Genomic DNA, 17,945 nt, shown 5'->3' on the forward strand with positions numbered 1-17,945 from the left:
CGCTTGTCGGACAGGGGGACGAGTGCTGACGTTTTTCGACAATCTGGTCTCGCATCACGACTGGCGATGGGCCGCGTTGGCGGCGCTGATCTGTTTTGTCGGCGTGTCCATTGCCTTCAAGCTACTGGCAGACGCCCGGGAGGGGGCCCATCGCGGGCGTCTAACCAAGGGTCTCGGTTCCTTGGTCGTAGGGTGCCTGACGATCTGGACGACCCATTTCGTGGCCATGAACGGCTACGACTTCGGCGGCATGCTGCATTTCCACGTCGGACTGGTGATAGCCTCCTATCTGGCGGCCCTGACATCAGTGTGCACGACCTATGTGATCTCCACCCGCGGCAAGACGCCCCCCTGGCGCGCCGTCGCCGGTGGTTCGGGGGCCGTATTGTTCGTCGTCATGGCCGTCCTCAGCCTGAAGGCGACCTTCGTTCAGGGCTATGCGATCCGGCTCGACTGGTCGGTCGTCACCATCGCCGCAGTCGTCAGTGCTCTGGTGACAGGTGCGGGGGCCTGGCAAAACAATAACAAGAGCGTCAGGCAGCTAATGATTGCCGCCCTGCTGGCATCGACGGGCGTCTTGCTTTCCCATTTCATCACCATGGGTGCCGTGACACTGGTGCCCGATCCTCTGGCGGTGCCAGCCAGCCATCTGGTCGGCGAAAATATCGTCAGCGGTTGGGTCCGCGGCTCGGTTGCGCTGGGGATCGGTATTGCGGGCTTTCTGGGCGGCCTGGTCTATTGGTCCCGGCACAGTGCCATTGCCCAGATCAGGGAAGCGATCGAGGCCATGCCTGACGGTATGGGGTTCTACGATGCGCGTGATCGGCTCATCCTCTGGAACGCCCGCTATGCCGAGCTCAACCCCCAGGTGGGACCCAGGCTCGTTACCGGCATGTCCTTCCGTGAGATTCTGCGGCTGGATCTGAAAGCCGGCGTGCACCCCGACACGGGTGGCGACGATGAAGCGTGGATCGAGGAGCGGATGAAGGTCCGCGCCAGCCTGTCCGAGACGGTCGAGCAGAAGCTTTCGGACGGTCGCTGGCTGAGAGTGCAGGATCGCGCCACCGCCGAGGGCGGCATCGTCACCCTGGTCAACGACATCACCGACCTGAAACGAGACGCCCAGGCGCTGGCTGAGGCGCGGGATGCCGCCCAGGCTGCCAATACCGCCAAGAGTCAGTTCCTGGCCAATATGAGCCATGAAATCCGCACGCCCCTGAACGGCGTCATCGGCGTGGCCCAGGCCCTGGCCCAGACCGACCTGTCGGCTCAGCAAAAGGAAATGCTGCAGCTGATCCAGTCATCGGGGCAGACACTGCAGGTTCTGCTCAGCGACATTCTGGACCTGGCGCGGGTCGAATCCGGGCGTCTGGAGCTGACGCCCGAGCCATTCGACCTGGGACGCGCCGTGCGCGAGGCGGCGCAGCTGTATGAAGCTATGGCCGGCGAAAAAGGCCTGCGCCTGATCGTGGAGGTCGCGCCTGAACTGGACGGCTGGGTGGTCGGCGATGTGGTGCGGATCAAGCAGATCCTGACCAATCTTGTGTCGAATGCGGTCAAGTTCACGGCCCGGGGCATGGTCACCCTGACCGCCCTGCCGGTGCCCGACCGCGAGGGCCGGCCCATGGTTCGTTTCACCGTCGAGGACACCGGCATCGGCTTCGATGCGGAGACGCGCAGCCGCCTGTTCAGCCGGTTTGAACAGGCGGACGGGGCCATCACGCGCAAGTTCGGCGGCTCGGGCCTGGGCCTGGCCATTTCGCATCAGCTGGCGGCCATGATGGGCGGCGAGTTGGACTGCGAGAGCGAAGTGGGTGGCGGTTCCGCCTTCATCCTGACCGTGCCCCTGCCCAAGGCCGAAGCTCCGGTTGCGGTTGCGCCACCCGTGGCCGAAGTGACGACATCCCGTCATCTGCGCGTGCTGCTGGCCGACGACCATCCCGTAAATCGCAAGGTGGTCCAGATGATCCTGGCCCAGATCGGTATCGAGCTGGTAGAGACCGAGAACGGAGCCGAGGCCGTCGAGGCCTTCCGCCAGTCCGACTTCGACATCGTCCTGATGGACATGCAGATGCCGGTCATGGATGGCCTGCTGGCGACGCGCGAAATCCGGCAGTGGGAGGCTGTTGCGGGCCTCAAGCCCACGCCGATCGTCATGCTGACCGCCAATGCCCTGAGCGAGCACATCCAGGCCGGTGTCGCGGCGGGCGCAGACCGGCATCTGGCCAAGCCCTTCGATGCGGCGGAGCTGATCCAACTGGTCAGCACCCTGCCCCACCGCACGGCCGCCCTCGCCGCCTGACCGGGGCCAGGCGGCGGGACGAAACCCGTCTTATTCGTAGCCGTGGGCGGCCTCGTTGATGACCTGCGAGGGCATGCGCGAGAAGTCGACGGCGACGGGCGTGGGGGCCTTGGCCTGGAAGGTCTTGATGACATGCTCCAGGCGGCGGCGGACCTCGGTGGCGGCGTCGTTCGAGGGATCGAGGTCCAGTGGGGCCAGGCAGAAGTCGATGATGGCCTGGGGGCGTTGCAGCGGTTCCATGGGTCTGTCTCCTGACTATTCGGCGGCTTGGAACTGGGCGGTTTCGGTGGATTCCTTCATGGCGGTCGTCGAGGACTGGCCGTTGGAGATCACCGTGGCGACCTGATCGAAATAGCCGGTGCCGACCTCCCGCTGGTGGCGCGTGGCGGTGTAGCCGATGGCCTCATTGGCGAACTCGCGCTGCTGGAGCTCTGAGTAGGCCGCCATGCCTCGGTCGCGGTAGCCGTCGGCCAGCTCGAACATGCCGTTGTTCAGGCTGTGGAAGCCGGCCAAGGTCACGAACTGGAACTTGTAGCCCATGGCCCCCAGCTCGCGCTGGAACTTGGCGATGGTGGCGTCGTCCAGCTTGGCCTTCCAGTTGAAGGAGGGCGAGCAGTTGTAGGCCATCAGCTTGCCGGGATGCTCTTTCTGGACTGCCTCGGCGAACTTCTTGGCGTCGTCCAGATCGGGGTGGCTGGTTTCCCACCACAACAGGTCGGCGATGTTGGCATAGGACAGGCCGCGCGCGATGCAGTGATCCAGGCCGGTGCCTTCCTTGAGGCGGAAGAAGCCCTCCGGCGTGCGGTTGTCGCGGTCGATGAAGGGCTGGTCGCGCTCGTCGATGTCGGAGGTGATCAGCTGGGCGCTTTCGGCGTCGGTGCGGGCGACCGTAATCGTGGGCGTGCCCATGACGTCGGCGGCCAGGCGGGCGGCGACCAGATTGCGCTCATGCGCCTGGGTCGGGATCAGGACCTTGCCGCCCAGGTGGCCGCACTTCTTCTCGGAGGCCAGCTGATCCTCAAAGTGGACGCCGGCGGCCCCTGCCTCGATGAAGGCCTTCATGATCTCGAAGCTGTTCAGCGGCCCGCCGAAACCGGCCTCGGCATCGGCGACGATGGGGGCAAACCAGTCGCGCTTGGCCCCGCCTTCGGCATGCTCGATCTGATCGGCGCGTTGCAGGGTGCGGTTGATCCGGCGGCACAGCTCGGGCGCGGCATTGGCCGGGTACAGCGACTGGTCCGGGTACATGGCCCCGGCGGTGTTGGCGTCGGCGGCGACCTGCCAGCCCGACAGATAGATGGCCTTCAGGCCTGCCCGGACCATCTGCATGGCCTGGTTACCGGTCACGGCGCCCAAGGCGTTGATATACGGCTCGGAGTGCAGCAGCTCCCACAGGCGATTGGCACCGCGCTCGGCCAGGGTGTGGATGACGGGCACGGAGCCACGCAGGCGCAGGACATCCTCAGGCGTGTAGGGGCGCTCGATGCCGTCGAAACGGCCGGCGGGCGAAGGAACCAGGTCGGCGAAGGTGGTCATGGTCTGGGTCTCTGCTCAGGGTGTCCGGCCGGATGCGCCGGGTGTCGAGCCAACAGAACACGCTGAAGTCATGAATGACACAGGATGAGCCGCGAGATTGAAGTCATACAGTCACACTATGACACTTGCTGTTAAGTCATGATGTGACATGCTGCCCATATGGACACGACGGCGGATCGCAAACTGTTTCTGGGCGGGCGGCTGAAACGGCTGCGGCGCGACCTGGCGCTGACCCAGACGGCGATGGCCGCCGATCTTGGCGTTTCCCCCAGCTATCTGAACCACATAGAGCGGAACCAGCGACCCGTGTCGGCCCAGTTGCTGCTGCGTCTGGCCGACACTTATGACGTCGATCTGCGCACCCTGGGCCAGTCGGGGGGCACGGCGTCGGAGGCGGAACTGGCCGAGGCCTTTGCCGATCCCCTGTTTCAGGGGCTGAGCGTCCCGCGCCACGAAATCGTGCAGATGGCCGAGGATCAGCCTGCTGCGGCGGATGCCCTGCTGCGGCTGTACCGCGCCTTTGCCGATCGGCGGACGCGAGACCGGACCGAGACCGGCGGTGATGACGACAGCCCGGCTGATTGGGTCCGCGACTATATTCAGGCCCGCGCCAACCATTTTCCCGAACTGGATACGCTGGGCGAGACGCTGGCGGAGGCTCTGGACGCCGCCACGCCGGGCGAACCGTTCGAGACGCGTGTGCGCGCCCGCCTGCAATCGACCCATGGCCTCAGCGTGCGCACCCTGCCCGCCGAAGTCATGGTGGAGTGGACGCGGCGGTTCGATTTTCACCGGCGTCGCCTGTTGCTGTCCGAGACCCTGGGGCCATCGTCGCGCGCCTTCGCGGTCGCCTTCCAGCTGGCGCTGTCCGAGCACGAGGCCGAACTGACGGCGACGGCCGAGGCCGCCGCCGCGCCCGACGAGGCCACCCGCCGCCTGTTGAAGGTCGCTCTGACCAACACGCTCGCCGCCGCCATCCTGATGCCCTATGGCGCATTCCAGCGCACGGCGGAGGAGACAGGCTACGACATGGCCCGACTTCAGGCGCGGTTCGGTGTGTCCTACGAACAGGCGGCGCATCGCCTGACCACCCTGTCGCGGCCGACGGCGCGGGGCGTGCCCTTCTTTCTGATGCGGGTCGATCAGGCGGGCAATGTTTCCAAACGCTATGCCTCGGGCAGCTTTCCTTTCTCGCGGTTCGGCGGGGCCTGTCCGCGCTGGCGGCTGCACAGTGCCTTTCGCACCCCGGGCCGGATCGTCACCCAGATCATCGAGACGCCCGATGGGGGCCGCTGGTTCACCCTGGCCCGCACCGTTGATCGCCAGGGCAGCGACGCCTTCACCGAGGGCCACGACCTGGCCATCGGCCTGGGGTGCGAGCTGAAGCATGCGCACCGCCTTACCTACGCGCGCGGCCTCGACCTGACCGCGCCCGAGATCACGCCCATTGGCCCTGCCTGCCGCCTGTGCCACCGCCACCCCTGCGCCGAGCGCGCGGCACCGCCCGTGGATCGCCCCCTGACGGTCGACGACTGGTCCAAGTCGGTCAGCCCCTATCCGTTCGCGGCGACCTAGATCAGCTCGATCTTCCCTTCCGTCAGGCGGTAGGCAACGCCTGAGCGCTCGAACAGCGAGACGATGACCGGCGTCGGATCGGCAACTCCGCTGTCCAGCAGGACCTCGATCCGCGCCCTCAGCTCGGCATCGCCCGACACCGCCGTCAGATGCGCCAGCCACTCCTCGCGCGTCAGGACGCCGTCCTCGCGGCTGTCGTCGATGAGGGGCTTCAGAAAGTCGAACCAGTCGCCGCCGGTCGCCCGCCTCTGCGCCGCCTCCGCCGCCAGGGCGAACACGGCCCCGCAGGCGTAGAAGGCGCGGTGTTCGCCGCGCCGCCCCGCCTCGCTGACCGGCCGGGTGCCCAGCTTGACGCAGTCATCGACTTCCAGCTGAAGCTCGGCCTGTGCGTCATAGGTCGGGTCCAGCGTCTTGAGCGCGCGGACAGCCATCAGGTCCGCCCCGCCCTCGGTGATCCAGGAATCCCGCGCGCGCTCGTAGCGCACCGTCTGTCCCAGCCAGAAATGCGCGCCCTCGTGCCCGATGAACCAGCGGTTCCGCGCCAGAATGTCCGGTTCCTCGGTCAACAGGGCCTTGCCCTCGAAACTGGCCGTGATCAATCCGGGCAGGACGCTGCCGCTCAGGCTGGTGTGGGTGGGATTGGGGCCGTACCAGGTGGCCATGATGGTGGGGCGGCGCGTCTCGCCCGGCCCCAGCCTCTGGCCGTAGTAGTCGATCACGCGCGGGGCGAAGTCCTCGATCGTGGCGACCAGCCAGGCGGGCAGTTCGGGATCGACCACCGTGACCAGCCGGTCGGTTTCCTTCATCTGTGCCTGGCCGAACAGGACATAGGCATTGGCGTCCTGGGCCGTCGCCTGGGCCAGCCGCTCCCCCTTGAGCAGGACCGGCCCGGCCCGGTCGGTCCAGGTGATCCGCACCGCGCCCCACTCGCGATCCGTGCCACGCTCCATCGTTTCAGGGATGGCCTCCAGCGACGGCAGCGGGAAGACGTCGAAGGCCCCGCTGTACATGGCCACGGAGCCGTCGGTGAACTTCAGGATCGAATAGTCGGCCTCCAGATCGTCGCTGCTGGGCGTCAGGCGCAGGCTGACCCGGCGCGGCACGGGACGACCGTCCAGGCTGCGCAGCACGTCCAGATCCCCGACCCGCTCCAGCACGACGCCGGGCGTCGTCACCTGCCAGTCACGCGGCCGCCAGGGCTCACGCGTGCCCTCGATTACCGTCGATCGCTCGAAGCCCCAGACGGGCGCATCGTCGGCGAACACATAGTCGGCGGTCCAGACGTCACCGTCGCGCGTCACGGCGACCTCTGCGGCGGGCTGGGCCTTGCCGGGTGTCCGGGCGATGACCGGCGGCGACGGGGTCGCACAGGCACCAAGGACGGAGGCAGTCAGGATTACCGCTGCACAAGATGTCAAAAACCGCCTGCTCACGCATCATCCCCCTGCTGGTTCGATGACCGACGTTAGCGTGGTCGGGCGCGGGCCGTCGTCTTAAATCCGGTTCACGTCTGGGGCTGGGCAAGGGCAGCCTGCGCCGCCGCCAGTTCGTCGGCCATGACCGTCTTCAGCCGCTCCGGGGCCAGGATGCGGACCTGCTGGCCCCAGCTGAACAGGTGCCAGGCCAGTTCGCGCATGCCCGAGGCGCGAAAGCGGACGATGACGCCGCCGTCCGGCTGGTCCTCCAGCGACTGGGTCGGGTGCCAGCGCCAGACGCGCGCCTCGGCGGCCCCCTCGGGCGTGATCTTCAGCACTACATCCTCGATGGCGTCCTGATAGATGCCGAAGGACTGGCCGGCGAAGACTTGAAGATCGAAGTCGGCGGGCGGAGTGGCGGTGCCGGGCTCGGCCTTGACCGCACTCATCCGGTCCAGGCGAAAGGTCTTGATCGTGCCGCTGTCCGGCTCGGCGGCGACCAGATAGTTGGCGCGGCCGAACATCAGGCCGCAGGGCGTCATGACGCGGCGGCGCGCCTCGGCCCCCGGACGGCTGTAGATGAAGCCCAGGGGCTGGCCCGCCAGCACCGCCTGCCGCACCTCGGCCAGCACGGCCTCGTCGGCGGAGGCGCGGGGCCCGGCCTGCACCGCAAGCGTTTCGGCCCGCACCAGCGCCTCCAGATCAGGGGCTAGGCGGTTCAGGGTGGTGGAGCGGATGGCCGACTTCAGCTTGCGCTCCAGACTTTCCAGCGCCTGGGCCCTCCCCGGCTCGCCGGTAGCGCGAAGGCCCTGGGCGGCCCGCGTCAGTTCGACCAGTTCCTCGGCCGTCGGTGCCTGTTCGAAGGCCGACAACCCGCCGCGGATGCGCCAACGTTTGTGGGGCCAGTCGGAGACCTCTTCGGTCTGAGGGTACAGGTCCAGGATGGCGTCGCGCATCCGCTCGGCGGTGCGGCGCCCGACGTCCATCTCGCGCACGATATCGTCCAGCGTCAGGCCTTCGGCACTGGCGGCCATGCGGCGCGCCAGTTCGATCATCATGCCGGCCTTCTCGTGTCTCATGATTTTTTTTCTGACATACGACCGTTTCTGACGCAACACTGTCTCATGGTCAGTCTCAACGCAGTCCCGCGCCACCGGAGTTGACCCCATGACCCGCATCGCCAGCCGCTTCGCCCCCGCTTCCGCAGTCGCCTCGTCCCGCTATCTGATCGTGCCCTGCGAAGGGGATGGCCTGGGCGCGCTGGCCGTCGTCTGGGACCGTCTGGAAGAACAGGTTATCGACGTCATCGATGCCCGCCTGTCGGCCCGCTATGCCGACGAGGACGCCCTGTGGGACGAGGCACGGCCAGCCTTCGACCCGTCCGAAGATTTCCGCATGGCGGCGTGATGGTTTTCGCATTCTGGATTGTGGGCGGGTATTTCTTCCTCGTCTATTTCGGCACGCTGGCGCTTCAGGCGGCGATCATCCTGCTGCAACTGGCCATCGTGATCGTCACATGGTCGTTGAGAATCCTGGCCGGTCTTGCCGCCGTAATCTGGCTGGCAGTGTTTGATCGCAAGGCGCTTGGAAGCGCGTGGCGGCAAGGTCTAGCGAGCTGACGACGGCTTGGTCTTGCGGTCGATCCAGCGCTGGGCGGGGATTTCCACGAACCGGTGCGCCAGCAGCGCCAGTCCGACGATGCCGACGAACAGACCCACGGCGAACAGGTCGTTCAGCCAGACCGAGCCGAAGTCGATGCGGCGACCGCCGGGCATCCAGTCCAGCTTTCGCGCCACGATCAGGGTGACCACGATCACGAACATGTGGACCATGTAGATCGAGAAGGACCACCGGCCCAGGGTGATCAGGGGCCGGGTGTCCAGCCAGCGGGACACCGCCCCCTCCTCGCCCGCAAAGACCCAGACACCGAGGACGAACAGCAGGGTCACCGCCACCGTCACCGGACCGGTCGCCCAGGCGATGAACAGGCCGATGGCCAGCAGGACGGCGATCTCCAGCAGGGTCGCCGCGCCACCCTTCAGGCGCGGGATGCGCAGCCAAAGCCCCTGCAGCATGCAGCCCAAGAAGAAGCCATAGGCCGCGCGCGGAAAGGCCAGGTCATAGGTGGTGTTCATCCAGCGCTTCGCGAACAACAGCACCAGCACCGCCCCGATCACGGCCAGCACGACCCCGATCCAGCGCCAACGACGCGGGGCCAGCAGCAGCAGAGCGGCGAAGACCACATAGCAGCCGACCTCCACGCTCAGCGTCCACGACGGCCCGTTCCAGGTCAGGGACGGATGGATGTTGAAGGCCTGGATCAGCAGCAGGTTGGTGAAGATCGACTCCACCGAACGGTCGCGGGTGAAGGGCGTCGCCGCATCGATGCTGAACCACAGCCGCGCCAGCTCCAGCCCGATGAAGGCGGCGAGCATCAGGACATGCAGAGGCCAGACCCGCCCCAGCCTGCGCACCATGAACCGCCCTGCGTCGCGCGGCGTCCTCAGCCGCTCGGCATAGGCGTGGGCGATGACGAAGCCCGACAGAACGAAGAAGTAGTCGACGAACAGATAGCCGTGCTGGACCAGCCCCCAGTCCCGCCAGTGACTGGCCACCGGCATGTGGAACATCACCACCAGAATCGCACAGACCCCGCGCAGGGAATCCAGCGCCTCGAAACGGCGATGCGGGGTGGGGGTCTGGATGGAGGTGGCGTTCACGGGCGCGTGATAGCGCCGCGGCAGACCGCGCGATAGGGCCTTCAGCCTGCAGACGGGTATCGCTCGCGCAAGAACCTGACGGACCAGACCGCCATCTCGCGCAGCACGTCCAGATCGATGTCCGACAGGCGATTGACATAGACGCATGACTGACCGGACTTGTGCTTGCCCAACCTATTCAGAAAGTCGCCCCGCGCATCGTCATAGGCAGCCATGTAGAAGACGGTGTTGGCCTTTCGCGGCGAGAAGCCGACCAGCGGTGCATCGCCTTCCCGGCCTGAGGCGTAGCGGTAGTGGTAGCGGCCAAAGCCGATGATGGACGGCCCCCACATCTCGGGCGTCTCGCCGGTGACCTCGCTCAGCAATGACAGCGCCGCACGCGCGTCCTCGCGTCGGCCGGGATGATCGACGGCGTCGATGAAGGCTTCAACGGCGGCATCGGTGGGCTTGGTCTTAGCTTCGTAGGTCATGGACGCCTCACAGGTCGTAAGCGGCTGGCACTCAGTATGCCACAGACCGCCATGCGCCGTCGCTGTAACGGACACGGTCGCCGCCTATCCAGGGAACACGAGGCATCCATCCACCGGTCCAGCCATGTCCGCTGATCTCATAGACGGTATCCGCACTCAGCGGCTGGGCAGGCGTATCCACGACAAAGCCCTCCGGCGTCTGGCCATAGGTGATGGACTTCAGAACCACACAGCGATCATCCGCTGATCGAACCCGCCAGACGGCGCTGTCCAAGCCCTTGCCCCGACCAGGCTCAAACACCGTTAGATAATCGACGCAGGCACGTACCGGTCGCTCTGAATTCGCTGACTCGCTCATAATGACCGATGGCTGTTCCAACCCACCGATTACCCTGATGTGCTGATAGGCCGAACAAGCCGCAGGCGTCAGCGCCAGCGCGACGACAGCGCAGACCTTCAGACGCGTGCGTTTCACCTCACAGCCCCTTCACGATCCCCTCGACCATCTTCTTGGCGTCGGCGAACAGCATCATGGTGTTGTCGCGGAAGAAGAGCTCGTTCTCGACCCCCGCATAGCCACTGCCCATCCCGCGCTTGATGAACAGGACGGTGCCAGCCTTTTCGACGTCCAGAATGGGCATGCCGTAGATGGCGCTGGTCGGGTCGGTCTTGGCGGCCGGGTTGGTCACGTCATTAGCCCCAATGACGAAGGCGACGTCGGCGGTGGCGAACTCGGCGTTGATGTCTTCCAGCTCGAACACCTCGTCATAGGGGACGTTGGCCTCGGCCAGCAGGACGTTCATGTGGCCGGGCATGCGACCGGCGACGGGGTGGATGGCGTATTTCACCTCGACCCCTTCCTCCTTCAGCTTGTCGGCCATTTCGCGAAGCGCATGCTGGGCCTGGGCCACGGCCATGCCATAGCCGGGGACGATGATGACCTTGGACGCATTCTTCATGATGAAGGCGGCGTCCTCGGCACTGCCCTGTTTGACGGGACGGGTCTCGACCGCGCCGCCGCCCGCCGCCGCCGCCTCGCCGCCGAAGCCGCCCAGGATGACGCTGATGAAGCTGCGGTTCATGCCCTTGCACATGATGTAGCTCAGGATCGCGCCCGACGAGCCGACCAGGGCCCCGGTGATGATCAGGGCGATGTTCTCCAGCGTGAAGCCCAGGGCCGCCGCCGCCCAGCCGGAATAGGAGTTGAGCATGGACACCACCACCGGCATGTCCGCCCCGCCGATGGGAATGATCAGGGTCGCACCCAGGATCAGGGCGATCAGGAACACGCCCCAGAAGGCCCAGACCGCCGTCCCGCCCGTGCCGATCAGGATGCCGATCAGGAAGACCAGCGCCAGAGCCAGGCCGATGTTGATCAGGTGCCGCGCCGGCAGGATGATCGGTGCCCCGCTCATCCGCCCGTCCAGCTTGGCGAAGGCGATGACCGAGCCGGTGAAGGTGATGGCCCCGATGGCGACGCCGAGGCTGAGTTCGATGATCGACAGGGTCTTGATGCCGCCGGCCTCGGTCGCGATGCCAAAGCTTTCGGGCGCATAGACGGCCCCGACCGCGACCAGACAGGCGGCCAGGCCCACCAGGCTGTGGAAGGCGGCCACCAGTTGCGGCATGTCGGTCATCTTGACCTTGGCGGCGATGAAGGCCCCTGCCCCGCCGCCCACGATGACCCCGCCCGCGATCAGGGCCAGCGTCAGCGGATCCAGCGTATGCGTCCACCACAACGTCAGCAGGGTCACGCCGACGGCCAGGGCCATGCCCACCATGCCGAAGGTATTGCCCTGACGGCTGGTCTCGGGACTGGACAGCCCGCGCAAGGACAGGATGAACAGGACCCCGGCGACCAGATAGGCCAGTGCGGCCAGCGATGCGTTCATGCGCTCAGTTTCCCCTCACGTCTCTCAACGACCCGGCGGCGGACACGCGGTCCGACCCAGTCGCCACAGCCCCGCCGCGATAAACAGCGGCCCCAGCAGCACCATCGCCCAGTCGAACACCCCCATCGGCTTGTCCTGCGCCACGATGCGCAGCAGGACCGACGAGAACAGCAGAACCATGCCGCAGTCCAGGAACCGCACCTTGGCGATGGCATCACGCGCGCCGAACCAGCTCCACAGCCATAGAGCCACCCCGATCGCCGAGGCGACCCAGGACGCGCCGACCGCGAAAGGGACGATGTCTGTGGTCACGTCGGCTTCGCCCCCGATTCAAGGACTGGCTTGGGCTTTTCCTTCTTGCGGTACATGGCCAGCATGCGCCGCGTGACCATGAAGCCGCCGAAGATATTGACGCTGGCCAGGGTTACCGCCGCGACGCCCGCCCCCTTGGCGATCCAGCCGTTGGGCCCCGCCTCACCGCTGAGCGCCGCCGCCGCAATCAGGCCGCCGACCACGATCACGCTGGAAATGGCATTGGTTACGGCCATCAGCGGCGTGTGCAGCGCCGGCGTCACCGACCAGACGACATAGTAGCCGACGAAGATCGCCAGCACGAAGATGGCCAGGCGGAAGATGGTGGGATCGACGTGTTCCATTCATGCCTTCTTCTTGGTTGTTTGATTTAGGTGCGTCTCAATGCGCGACAGCAAGCAAATTATGCACCCAACACCAGCTACAACGAATATCGACGGCAGGTAGGCGAGACCGCGTTGCACAACATCTATTCCGCGCACGTCCCCTGACCCAACAAAATCCAATAGAAACTCAGTAACGCCTATAGCGGGAGTCCCTATCAGGATGACGAGACCGATCGTCCAAGAGATCTCACTAAAGCCCTTCGTCATCCCCGCACCCCCTCATGCACCACAGCCCCGCCGTGGGTGACCACCGCCGCCTTGAGGATTTCGTCCTCCAGATCCAGCGCCAGGGCCCCGTCCTTGATCAGCAGGCCGACGAAGGCCGACAGGTTGCGGGCGTAGAGAGCGGAGGCGTCGGCGGCGATGCGGCCCGGCAGGTTGGCGTGGCCGACGATCTGGACGCCGTTCGGGGTGGTGACGACCTCGTTCAGCCGGCCACCCTCGACATTGCCGCCGTTCTCGATGGCCAGGTCGATGATGACCGAGCCGGGCTTCATCGTCGCCACCTGATCCGCCGTGACCAGCACGGGCGCGGCGCGGCCGGGGATCAGGGCCGTGGTGATGACGATGTCCTGTTTCTTGATGTGTTCGCCGGTCAGGACCGCCTGTTTGGCCTGATATTCCGGCGACATGGGCTTGGCATAGCCGCCGGCCGTCTGGGCGTTTTTGAACTCTTCATCCTCGACGGCGAGGAATTTGGCCCCCAGGCTCTCGACCTGTTCCTTGGTGGCCGGGCGCACGTCGGTGGCGGTGACGACGGCCCCCAGACGCCGGGCGGTGGCGATGGCTTGCAGGCCCGCGACGCCCACGCCCATGACGAAGACCTTGGCCGGGGCGACGGTGCCCGCCGCCGTCATCATCATGGGAAAACCCTTGCCGAAGGCCGCCGCCGCCTCGATCACGGCGCGATAGCCCGCCAGATTGGCCTGGGACGACAGCACATCCATGACCTGGGCGCGGGTGATGCGCGGCACGAACTCCATGGCGAAGGCTGTGATGCCCGCGCCGGACAGGGCCTGGACCGTCTCCTTTTCGCGATAGGCATCCAGCATGGCCACGACGATCGCGCCGGGTTTCAGGGCGCTGGTTTCCTGGGCCGTCGGGCCGCGCACCTTCAGGACGATGTCGGCCCCCTCCAGCGTGCTGCGGGTGTCGGCGGCGACGGTTGCGCCTGCGGCGGCATAGTCCGCATCGGGGATGTAGGAGCCCGCCCCCGTCCCGGCTTCGACCGTCACGGCCGCGCCCAGCTTGATCAGGGCCTTGACCGTGTCAGGGGTGACGGCACAACGCGTTTCGCCTTCGCGGCGTTCGCGGGTCACGGCGATGGTCAGGCCCACGCGAATCCCTCCGTCCAGTCTTGTTGAACCGACGTTAGGCCGTTCCGGCGCGGCGCGTCAAAGCGTTGTCGCATGGACAGAAACCACCCGCTCGACCATAGACGCCGCGTGAGCCAGACCCCCGCCCTCAGCACGCGTCGAAACGACCTGGACTGGATCCGGGTGGCGGCGTTCGGCCTGCTGATCCTTTATCATGTGGCGCTGGTCTATGCCCCCTACGACTGGCACGTGCACAGCGCCCACACCTTCGGCTGGCTGCATGAGGCCCTGCTGATCACCAATCCCTGGCGGCTGACCCTGCTGTTTCTGGTGTCGGGCGCAGCGCTGCGCTTGATGGCGGCGCGGCGGACACCGGAACGCACGCTGAGGGACCGGGCCGAGCGGCTGATCCCGCCGCTACTCTTCGGCACGGTGGTGCTGGTGCCGATCCAGTCATGGATCGAGGCCATCGACAAGGGCGGGTTCAGCGGCAGCTTCATCGACTGGCTGGTGCATGAGTTCGGGCCGACGGGCCTGTCGAACGGGGTGCCGGTCAACCACCTGTGGTTCATCGTCTATATCGCGGTCTACAGCCTGGTGGCCGTCGCCCTGATGACGCGTCCGGCGCTGATGGCGCGGCTGGAGGGCTGGCTGGTGCGCGCCACGGCGGGGTGGCGGGTGCTGGTCGTGCCGATCGCCTATCTGATCGTCATCCGCATCGTGCTGTTTCCGCTGTTCGGCATCACCAACCGGTTGAGCTGGGACGGCTACAACCACTTCCTGTCGCTGGGGGCCTTTCTGTTCGGCTTCCTGATGGTGCGCCACGAAGGACTGTGGGCCGGGCTGGAGCGTCACCGGCGGACCGCCGCCCTCGTCGCCCTGATCGCCCTGCCGATCATGATGGCGCAGGCGGCGCATCCCGGCGGTGCAACCTGGTTCGGCATTCCGCGCGCCATCGTCTTCGGCATCGACCAGTGGGCCGTGATCGCCGCCATCCTGGGCTATGGCAGCCGCTATTTGAGACAGGCGTCTGGCCCGGCCCTGCGCTATCTCGTGGACGCGACCTTCACGCTTTATCTCGCGCATCAGACGGTGCTGGTCGTGGCTGTCTGGTTCATCCGCCCCGCCAACCTGCCCGCCCCGCTGGAGGCAATGGCCCTGGTCGGCATCACCTTCGGCGTCAGCCTGCTGATCTATGAGATCGTCAAGCGCATTCCCCTGATCCGGCCGCTGTGGGGGTTGAAGCCCCTGCCCGACACAGTCGTGCGGCCCCGCTATGCCCGCCGTCGCCACCTTTTGATCGTCGGCATGGCCGCCCCCCTGCTGGCACTGGTCGCGGTGCTGATCGGGGTCGCGACCTATCCCGGCTTCGATCACGCGCGGCAGTATCTGAGCGAACTGGGCGGGGCCTCGGCCCCCCTGCCCCTGATCTTCAACGGCGGGGTCTTCATCGCGGGCCTGATGTGCATGGCGGCGGGCGTGGGCTTCGGCCTGGCCATCCACGGGCTGACGGAGCGCTGGATCGTCGCGTCGCTGACGGCGGTGGTCTTCATCCTGGCGGGGATCGGTCTGGCGGTGTCCAGTCTCTATCCCTGGCCGGATCCGCGGCATATGGCGATCAACCTGGGCCTGGGCATCCAGATTGCGCCGCTGCTGCTGCTGTGGGGGCTTTGGAGCCATGTCGATCTGCGGCGGCTGAAGGTGTTTCTGTTCGTGACCTTCGTGGCCATGGCCATCCTGACCGTCTTCACCCACCACATGGTCCTGCCCGGCACGGTCAATCCAGCCAATGTCGGCTGGTGGGAGCGAGCCTATGCCATCATCCTGGTCGGATGGGTCGGAATCGCCGCCTTCGTGCTGGAGCGGCGGCTGAGAACCCACGGTGAGGGACACAGTCCGGACGACCTCGCGCCTTAAAGCGGTCCGGTTCCATATTTTTTCGTCATATCACCATTCCGTGATTGATAATCGCGTGAAAGTGATCGACATTGCGCCTGTGCTGCAATGCAGCAATCCCGCCCGGTTCTTCGGACCGGAATCTGGATCAAAGGCCCGCACCGAATGACTTTGCTCGCGACACGGATCGACGCCGCCAATGCCCCGCTGGACCTCGAGTCCACGCGGCCTGCCTGGACATGGCTGCCCGAAGAGGCCCCGATGGCCATGCCGCGCCAGTCGCTGGATAGCCGTGATGACTTCGTCAAGCGTGCCGCCCCCGCCACCTCGCCCGTCTCGATCGGCCGTCGCCGCCTGATCCTGACCGCCCTGACCGTCATTGTCACCGCCCTGGCCGCCATTGCGCCCGTGGCCCTGTATGCCCGTCATGGCTTCGATGCGCTGGAGATCGCGGCCCTGGGTCTGTTTCTGGTGCTGATCACCGCCATCGCCTGCTGGTTTTCCAGTGCCGCCATCGGATTCTGGGTGCTGCTGACCGGCCGCGAGCAGGAGGATCTAAAGTTCCGCCCGCATCCGCCCGAGCCGACCCAGCGCACGGCCCTGCTGATGCCGCTGTATAACGAAGACGCCCGCGCGGCCTTCGCGCGTCTGGCCGTCATCGACAACTCCCTGGCCCGTCTGGGCGTGTCCGGGGCCTTCGACATTTTCGTGCTGAGCGATTCGACCAAGCTTGAGGCCGCCGATCAGGAGCATCAGGCCTATCTGGGCTTCCGCGCCCATGCCCACAGCCGGGTCTTCTATCGTCGCCGCGAGAAGAACATCGAGCGTAAGTGCGGCAACATCGCCGAATGGACCCACCGGTTCGGCGGGGCCTATCCCTTCATGCTGGTGCTCGACGCCGACAGCACCATGGCGGGCGAGACCATCCTGCGCATGGTCGACTGCATGGAGCGCAATCCCGGCATCGGCCTGCTGCAAACCACACCGACCATCATCAAGGGCCAGACCCTGTTCGCGCGCGTGTCGCAATTCAGCGTGCGCCTGTACGGCCGCGTCGCCGCCGCCGGCCTGGCCTGGTGGGCCGGTGCCGAGGCCAGCTACTGGGGCCACAACGCCATCCTGCGGACCGAAGCCTTTGCATCGTGTGCCCACCTGCCCGTCCTGCCGGGTCGCGAGCCCTTCGGCGGCGCGATCCTGAGCCACGACACGGTTGAGGCCGCCCTGCTGCGTCGTGGCGGCTGGGCCGTGCACGTCACCGCAGCCCTGGACGGCAGTTGCGAGGAAACCCCCTCGACCATGCTGGACTTCATCCGCCGCGACCACCGCTGGTGCCAGGGCAATATGCAGCACCTGGGCCTGCTGAAGACCCGCAGCCTCAGCCTGATGAGCCGGACCCAGATGGTCATGGGCTTCATGGCCTATTTCTCGTCGCCCCTGTGGCTGGCGTCGCTGGTCGCGGGCATGATCATCCAGATGCAGTACCCGATCGACTGGGCGTCGTTTGGCTACATGCTGAACCCGCAGTTCACGCCCTTCATGCTGGCGACCGTCCTGTCGGGCGTCCTGCTGATCGGGCCCAAGATCATGGGGGCTCTGCTGGTCCTCAGCCGTCCGCGCGAGCGCCGCGCTTTCGGCGGCGGCCGCCAGATCGTCAAGGGCATGGCGCTGGAGATCCTGCTGTCCGCCCTGATCGCCCCGATCATGATGGTCGCCTCGACCAAGGCCATCGTCCAGATCGCGCTCGGCCACGACGCCGGCTGGCAGACCCAGGACCGCGACACCGATGGCGTCGGCTGGTCCGCCGCCTTCAAGTCCATGCGCTGGCAGATGGCGACCGGCCTGATGTTCTGCGCCGGTCTGGTGGTGCGTCCCGACATGATCGTCTGGTTCGCCCCGGTCGTCCTGCCCCTGCTGTTCGCCGCCCCCCTGGTGGTCCTGACCTCGCGCCGCCGCCTGGGCGATGCGGCGGCCAAGGCCGGCTATCTGGCCATCCCGGACGAAGCGGGCGTCAGCGTCAGCACCATCCCCAGCGTCCCGCACCTGGTGCCGGTCCGTACGGCCGCCGTCGCCTAAGCGCAGCCATACCGAAGCATTGGCGCAACACGGGTCGATATTATGCTGCGTC

17 protein-coding genes are annotated in these 17,945 nt (G+C 66.4%); 6 read left to right on the forward strand and 11 right to left on the reverse strand.

The annotated features are described in order from the left end of the window. The first annotated feature begins 22 nt into the window (after positions 1–22). Positions 23–2,302 (forward strand): response regulator, encoded by a 2,280-nt coding sequence (locus WC585_RS00430; RefSeq protein ID WP_373255559.1) that lies wholly within the window; start codon positions 23–25, stop codon positions 2,300–2,302. A gap of 30 nt (positions 2,303–2,332) precedes the next feature. Here WC585_RS00430 and WC585_RS00435 read toward each other — a convergent pair whose 3' ends face one another. After that, complete coding sequence (locus WC585_RS00435; protein ID WP_373255560.1) at positions 2,333–2,542, reverse strand: hypothetical protein; 210 nt, start codon at positions 2,540–2,542, stop codon at positions 2,333–2,335. Positions 2,543–2,557: 15 nt separating this feature from the next. Then, the gene (gene aceA / locus WC585_RS00440; RefSeq protein ID WP_373255561.1) at positions 2,558–3,838 is read right to left on the reverse strand and encodes an isocitrate lyase; all 1,281 of its coding nucleotides are present in this window, start codon (positions 3,836–3,838) and stop codon (positions 2,558–2,560) included. 159 nt (positions 3,839–3,997) lie between these two features. On the opposite strand from aceA, the gene WC585_RS00445 reads away from it, so the two are divergent. Further along, positions 3,998–5,413, forward strand: a complete 1,416-nt coding sequence (locus WC585_RS00445) for a short-chain fatty acyl-CoA regulator family protein (RefSeq protein WP_373255562.1) — start codon at positions 3,998–4,000, stop codon at positions 5,411–5,413. Here WC585_RS00445 and WC585_RS00450 read toward each other — a convergent pair. Together WC585_RS00450 and WC585_RS00455 are read right to left on the reverse strand one after the other, a co-directional pair. Continuing rightward, complete coding sequence (locus WC585_RS00450; RefSeq protein ID WP_373255563.1) at positions 5,410–6,831, reverse strand: hypothetical protein; 1,422 nt, start codon at positions 6,829–6,831, stop codon at positions 5,410–5,412. The two genes, WC585_RS00445 and WC585_RS00450, sit on opposite strands and share 4 nt — an antisense overlap. Positions 6,832–6,917: 86 nt before the next feature. Beyond that, positions 6,918–7,907, reverse strand: a complete 990-nt coding sequence (locus tag WC585_RS00455) for a helix-turn-helix transcriptional regulator (protein WP_373255564.1) — start codon at positions 7,905–7,907, stop codon at positions 6,918–6,920. Positions 7,908–7,995: 88 nt separating this feature from the next. Here WC585_RS00455 and WC585_RS00460 point away from each other — a divergent pair, with 88 nt between their 5' ends. Further along, positions 7,996–8,235 (forward strand): hypothetical protein, encoded by a 240-nt coding sequence (locus tag WC585_RS00460; RefSeq protein ID WP_373255565.1) that lies wholly within the window; start codon positions 7,996–7,998, stop codon positions 8,233–8,235. Continuing rightward, a complete protein-coding gene (locus tag WC585_RS00465; RefSeq protein ID WP_373255566.1) occupies positions 8,235–8,447 on the forward strand; it encodes a hypothetical protein in 213 nt (70 codons plus the stop codon). Before WC585_RS00460 ends, WC585_RS00465 begins: the two co-directional genes overlap by 1 nt. On the opposite strand, the gene WC585_RS00470 is transcribed toward WC585_RS00465, so the two are convergent. The 7 genes from WC585_RS00470 to WC585_RS00500 all read right to left on the reverse strand — a co-directional run bounded on the left by WC585_RS00470 (position 8,436) and on the right by WC585_RS00500 (position 13,945). Beyond that, complete coding sequence (locus WC585_RS00470; RefSeq protein WP_373255567.1) at positions 8,436–9,548, reverse strand: acyltransferase family protein; 1,113 nt, start codon at positions 9,546–9,548, stop codon at positions 8,436–8,438. The genes WC585_RS00465 and WC585_RS00470 overlap by 12 nt on opposite strands. A 41-nt stretch (positions 9,549–9,589) precedes the next feature. Then, positions 9,590–10,018: a DUF1801 domain-containing protein gene (locus WC585_RS00475; protein ID WP_373255568.1), complete on the reverse strand. Its 429-nt coding sequence runs from the start codon at positions 10,016–10,018 to the stop codon at positions 9,590–9,592. 31 nt (positions 10,019–10,049) lie between these two features. Next, positions 10,050–10,493: a hypothetical protein gene (locus WC585_RS00480; RefSeq protein ID WP_373255569.1), complete on the reverse strand. Its 444-nt coding sequence runs from the start codon at positions 10,491–10,493 to the stop codon at positions 10,050–10,052. Between the two features lies 1 nt (position 10,494). Next, positions 10,495–11,910: an NAD(P)(+) transhydrogenase (Re/Si-specific) subunit beta gene (locus tag WC585_RS00485; RefSeq protein WP_373255570.1), complete on the reverse strand. Its 1,416-nt coding sequence runs from the start codon at positions 11,908–11,910 to the stop codon at positions 10,495–10,497. A 24-nt stretch (positions 11,911–11,934) separates the two neighbouring features. Continuing rightward, the gene (locus WC585_RS00490) at positions 11,935–12,222 is read right to left on the reverse strand and encodes a hypothetical protein (RefSeq protein WP_373255571.1); all 288 of its coding nucleotides are present in this window, start codon (positions 12,220–12,222) and stop codon (positions 11,935–11,937) included. Further along, a complete protein-coding gene (locus WC585_RS00495) occupies positions 12,219–12,566 on the reverse strand; it encodes an NAD(P) transhydrogenase subunit alpha (RefSeq protein ID WP_373255572.1) in 348 nt (115 codons plus the stop codon). Before WC585_RS00495 ends, WC585_RS00490 begins: the two co-directional genes overlap by 4 nt. A 245-nt stretch (positions 12,567–12,811) precedes the next feature. Beyond that, entirely contained in the window at positions 12,812–13,945 is a 1,134-nt protein-coding gene (locus WC585_RS00500) for a Re/Si-specific NAD(P)(+) transhydrogenase subunit alpha (protein ID WP_373255573.1), read from the reverse strand. A gap of 108 nt (positions 13,946–14,053) precedes the next feature. Between WC585_RS00500 and WC585_RS00505 the strand changes: the two genes are divergently transcribed. Then, complete coding sequence (locus WC585_RS00505) at positions 14,054–15,841, forward strand: acyltransferase family protein (RefSeq protein WP_373255574.1); 1,788 nt, start codon at positions 14,054–14,056, stop codon at positions 15,839–15,841. Between the two features lie 144 nt (positions 15,842–15,985). Then, on the forward strand, positions 15,986–17,893 hold the full coding sequence (gene mdoH, locus WC585_RS00510; RefSeq protein WP_373255575.1) for a glucans biosynthesis glucosyltransferase MdoH: 1,908 nt from the start codon (positions 15,986–15,988) through the stop codon (positions 17,891–17,893). The last annotated feature ends 52 nt before the right edge of the window (positions 17,894–17,945 follow it).

The sequence above is a fragment of the Brevundimonas sp. genome, from assembly GCF_041648055.1.
Classification (GTDB): domain Bacteria; phylum Pseudomonadota; class Alphaproteobacteria; order Caulobacterales; family Caulobacteraceae; genus Brevundimonas.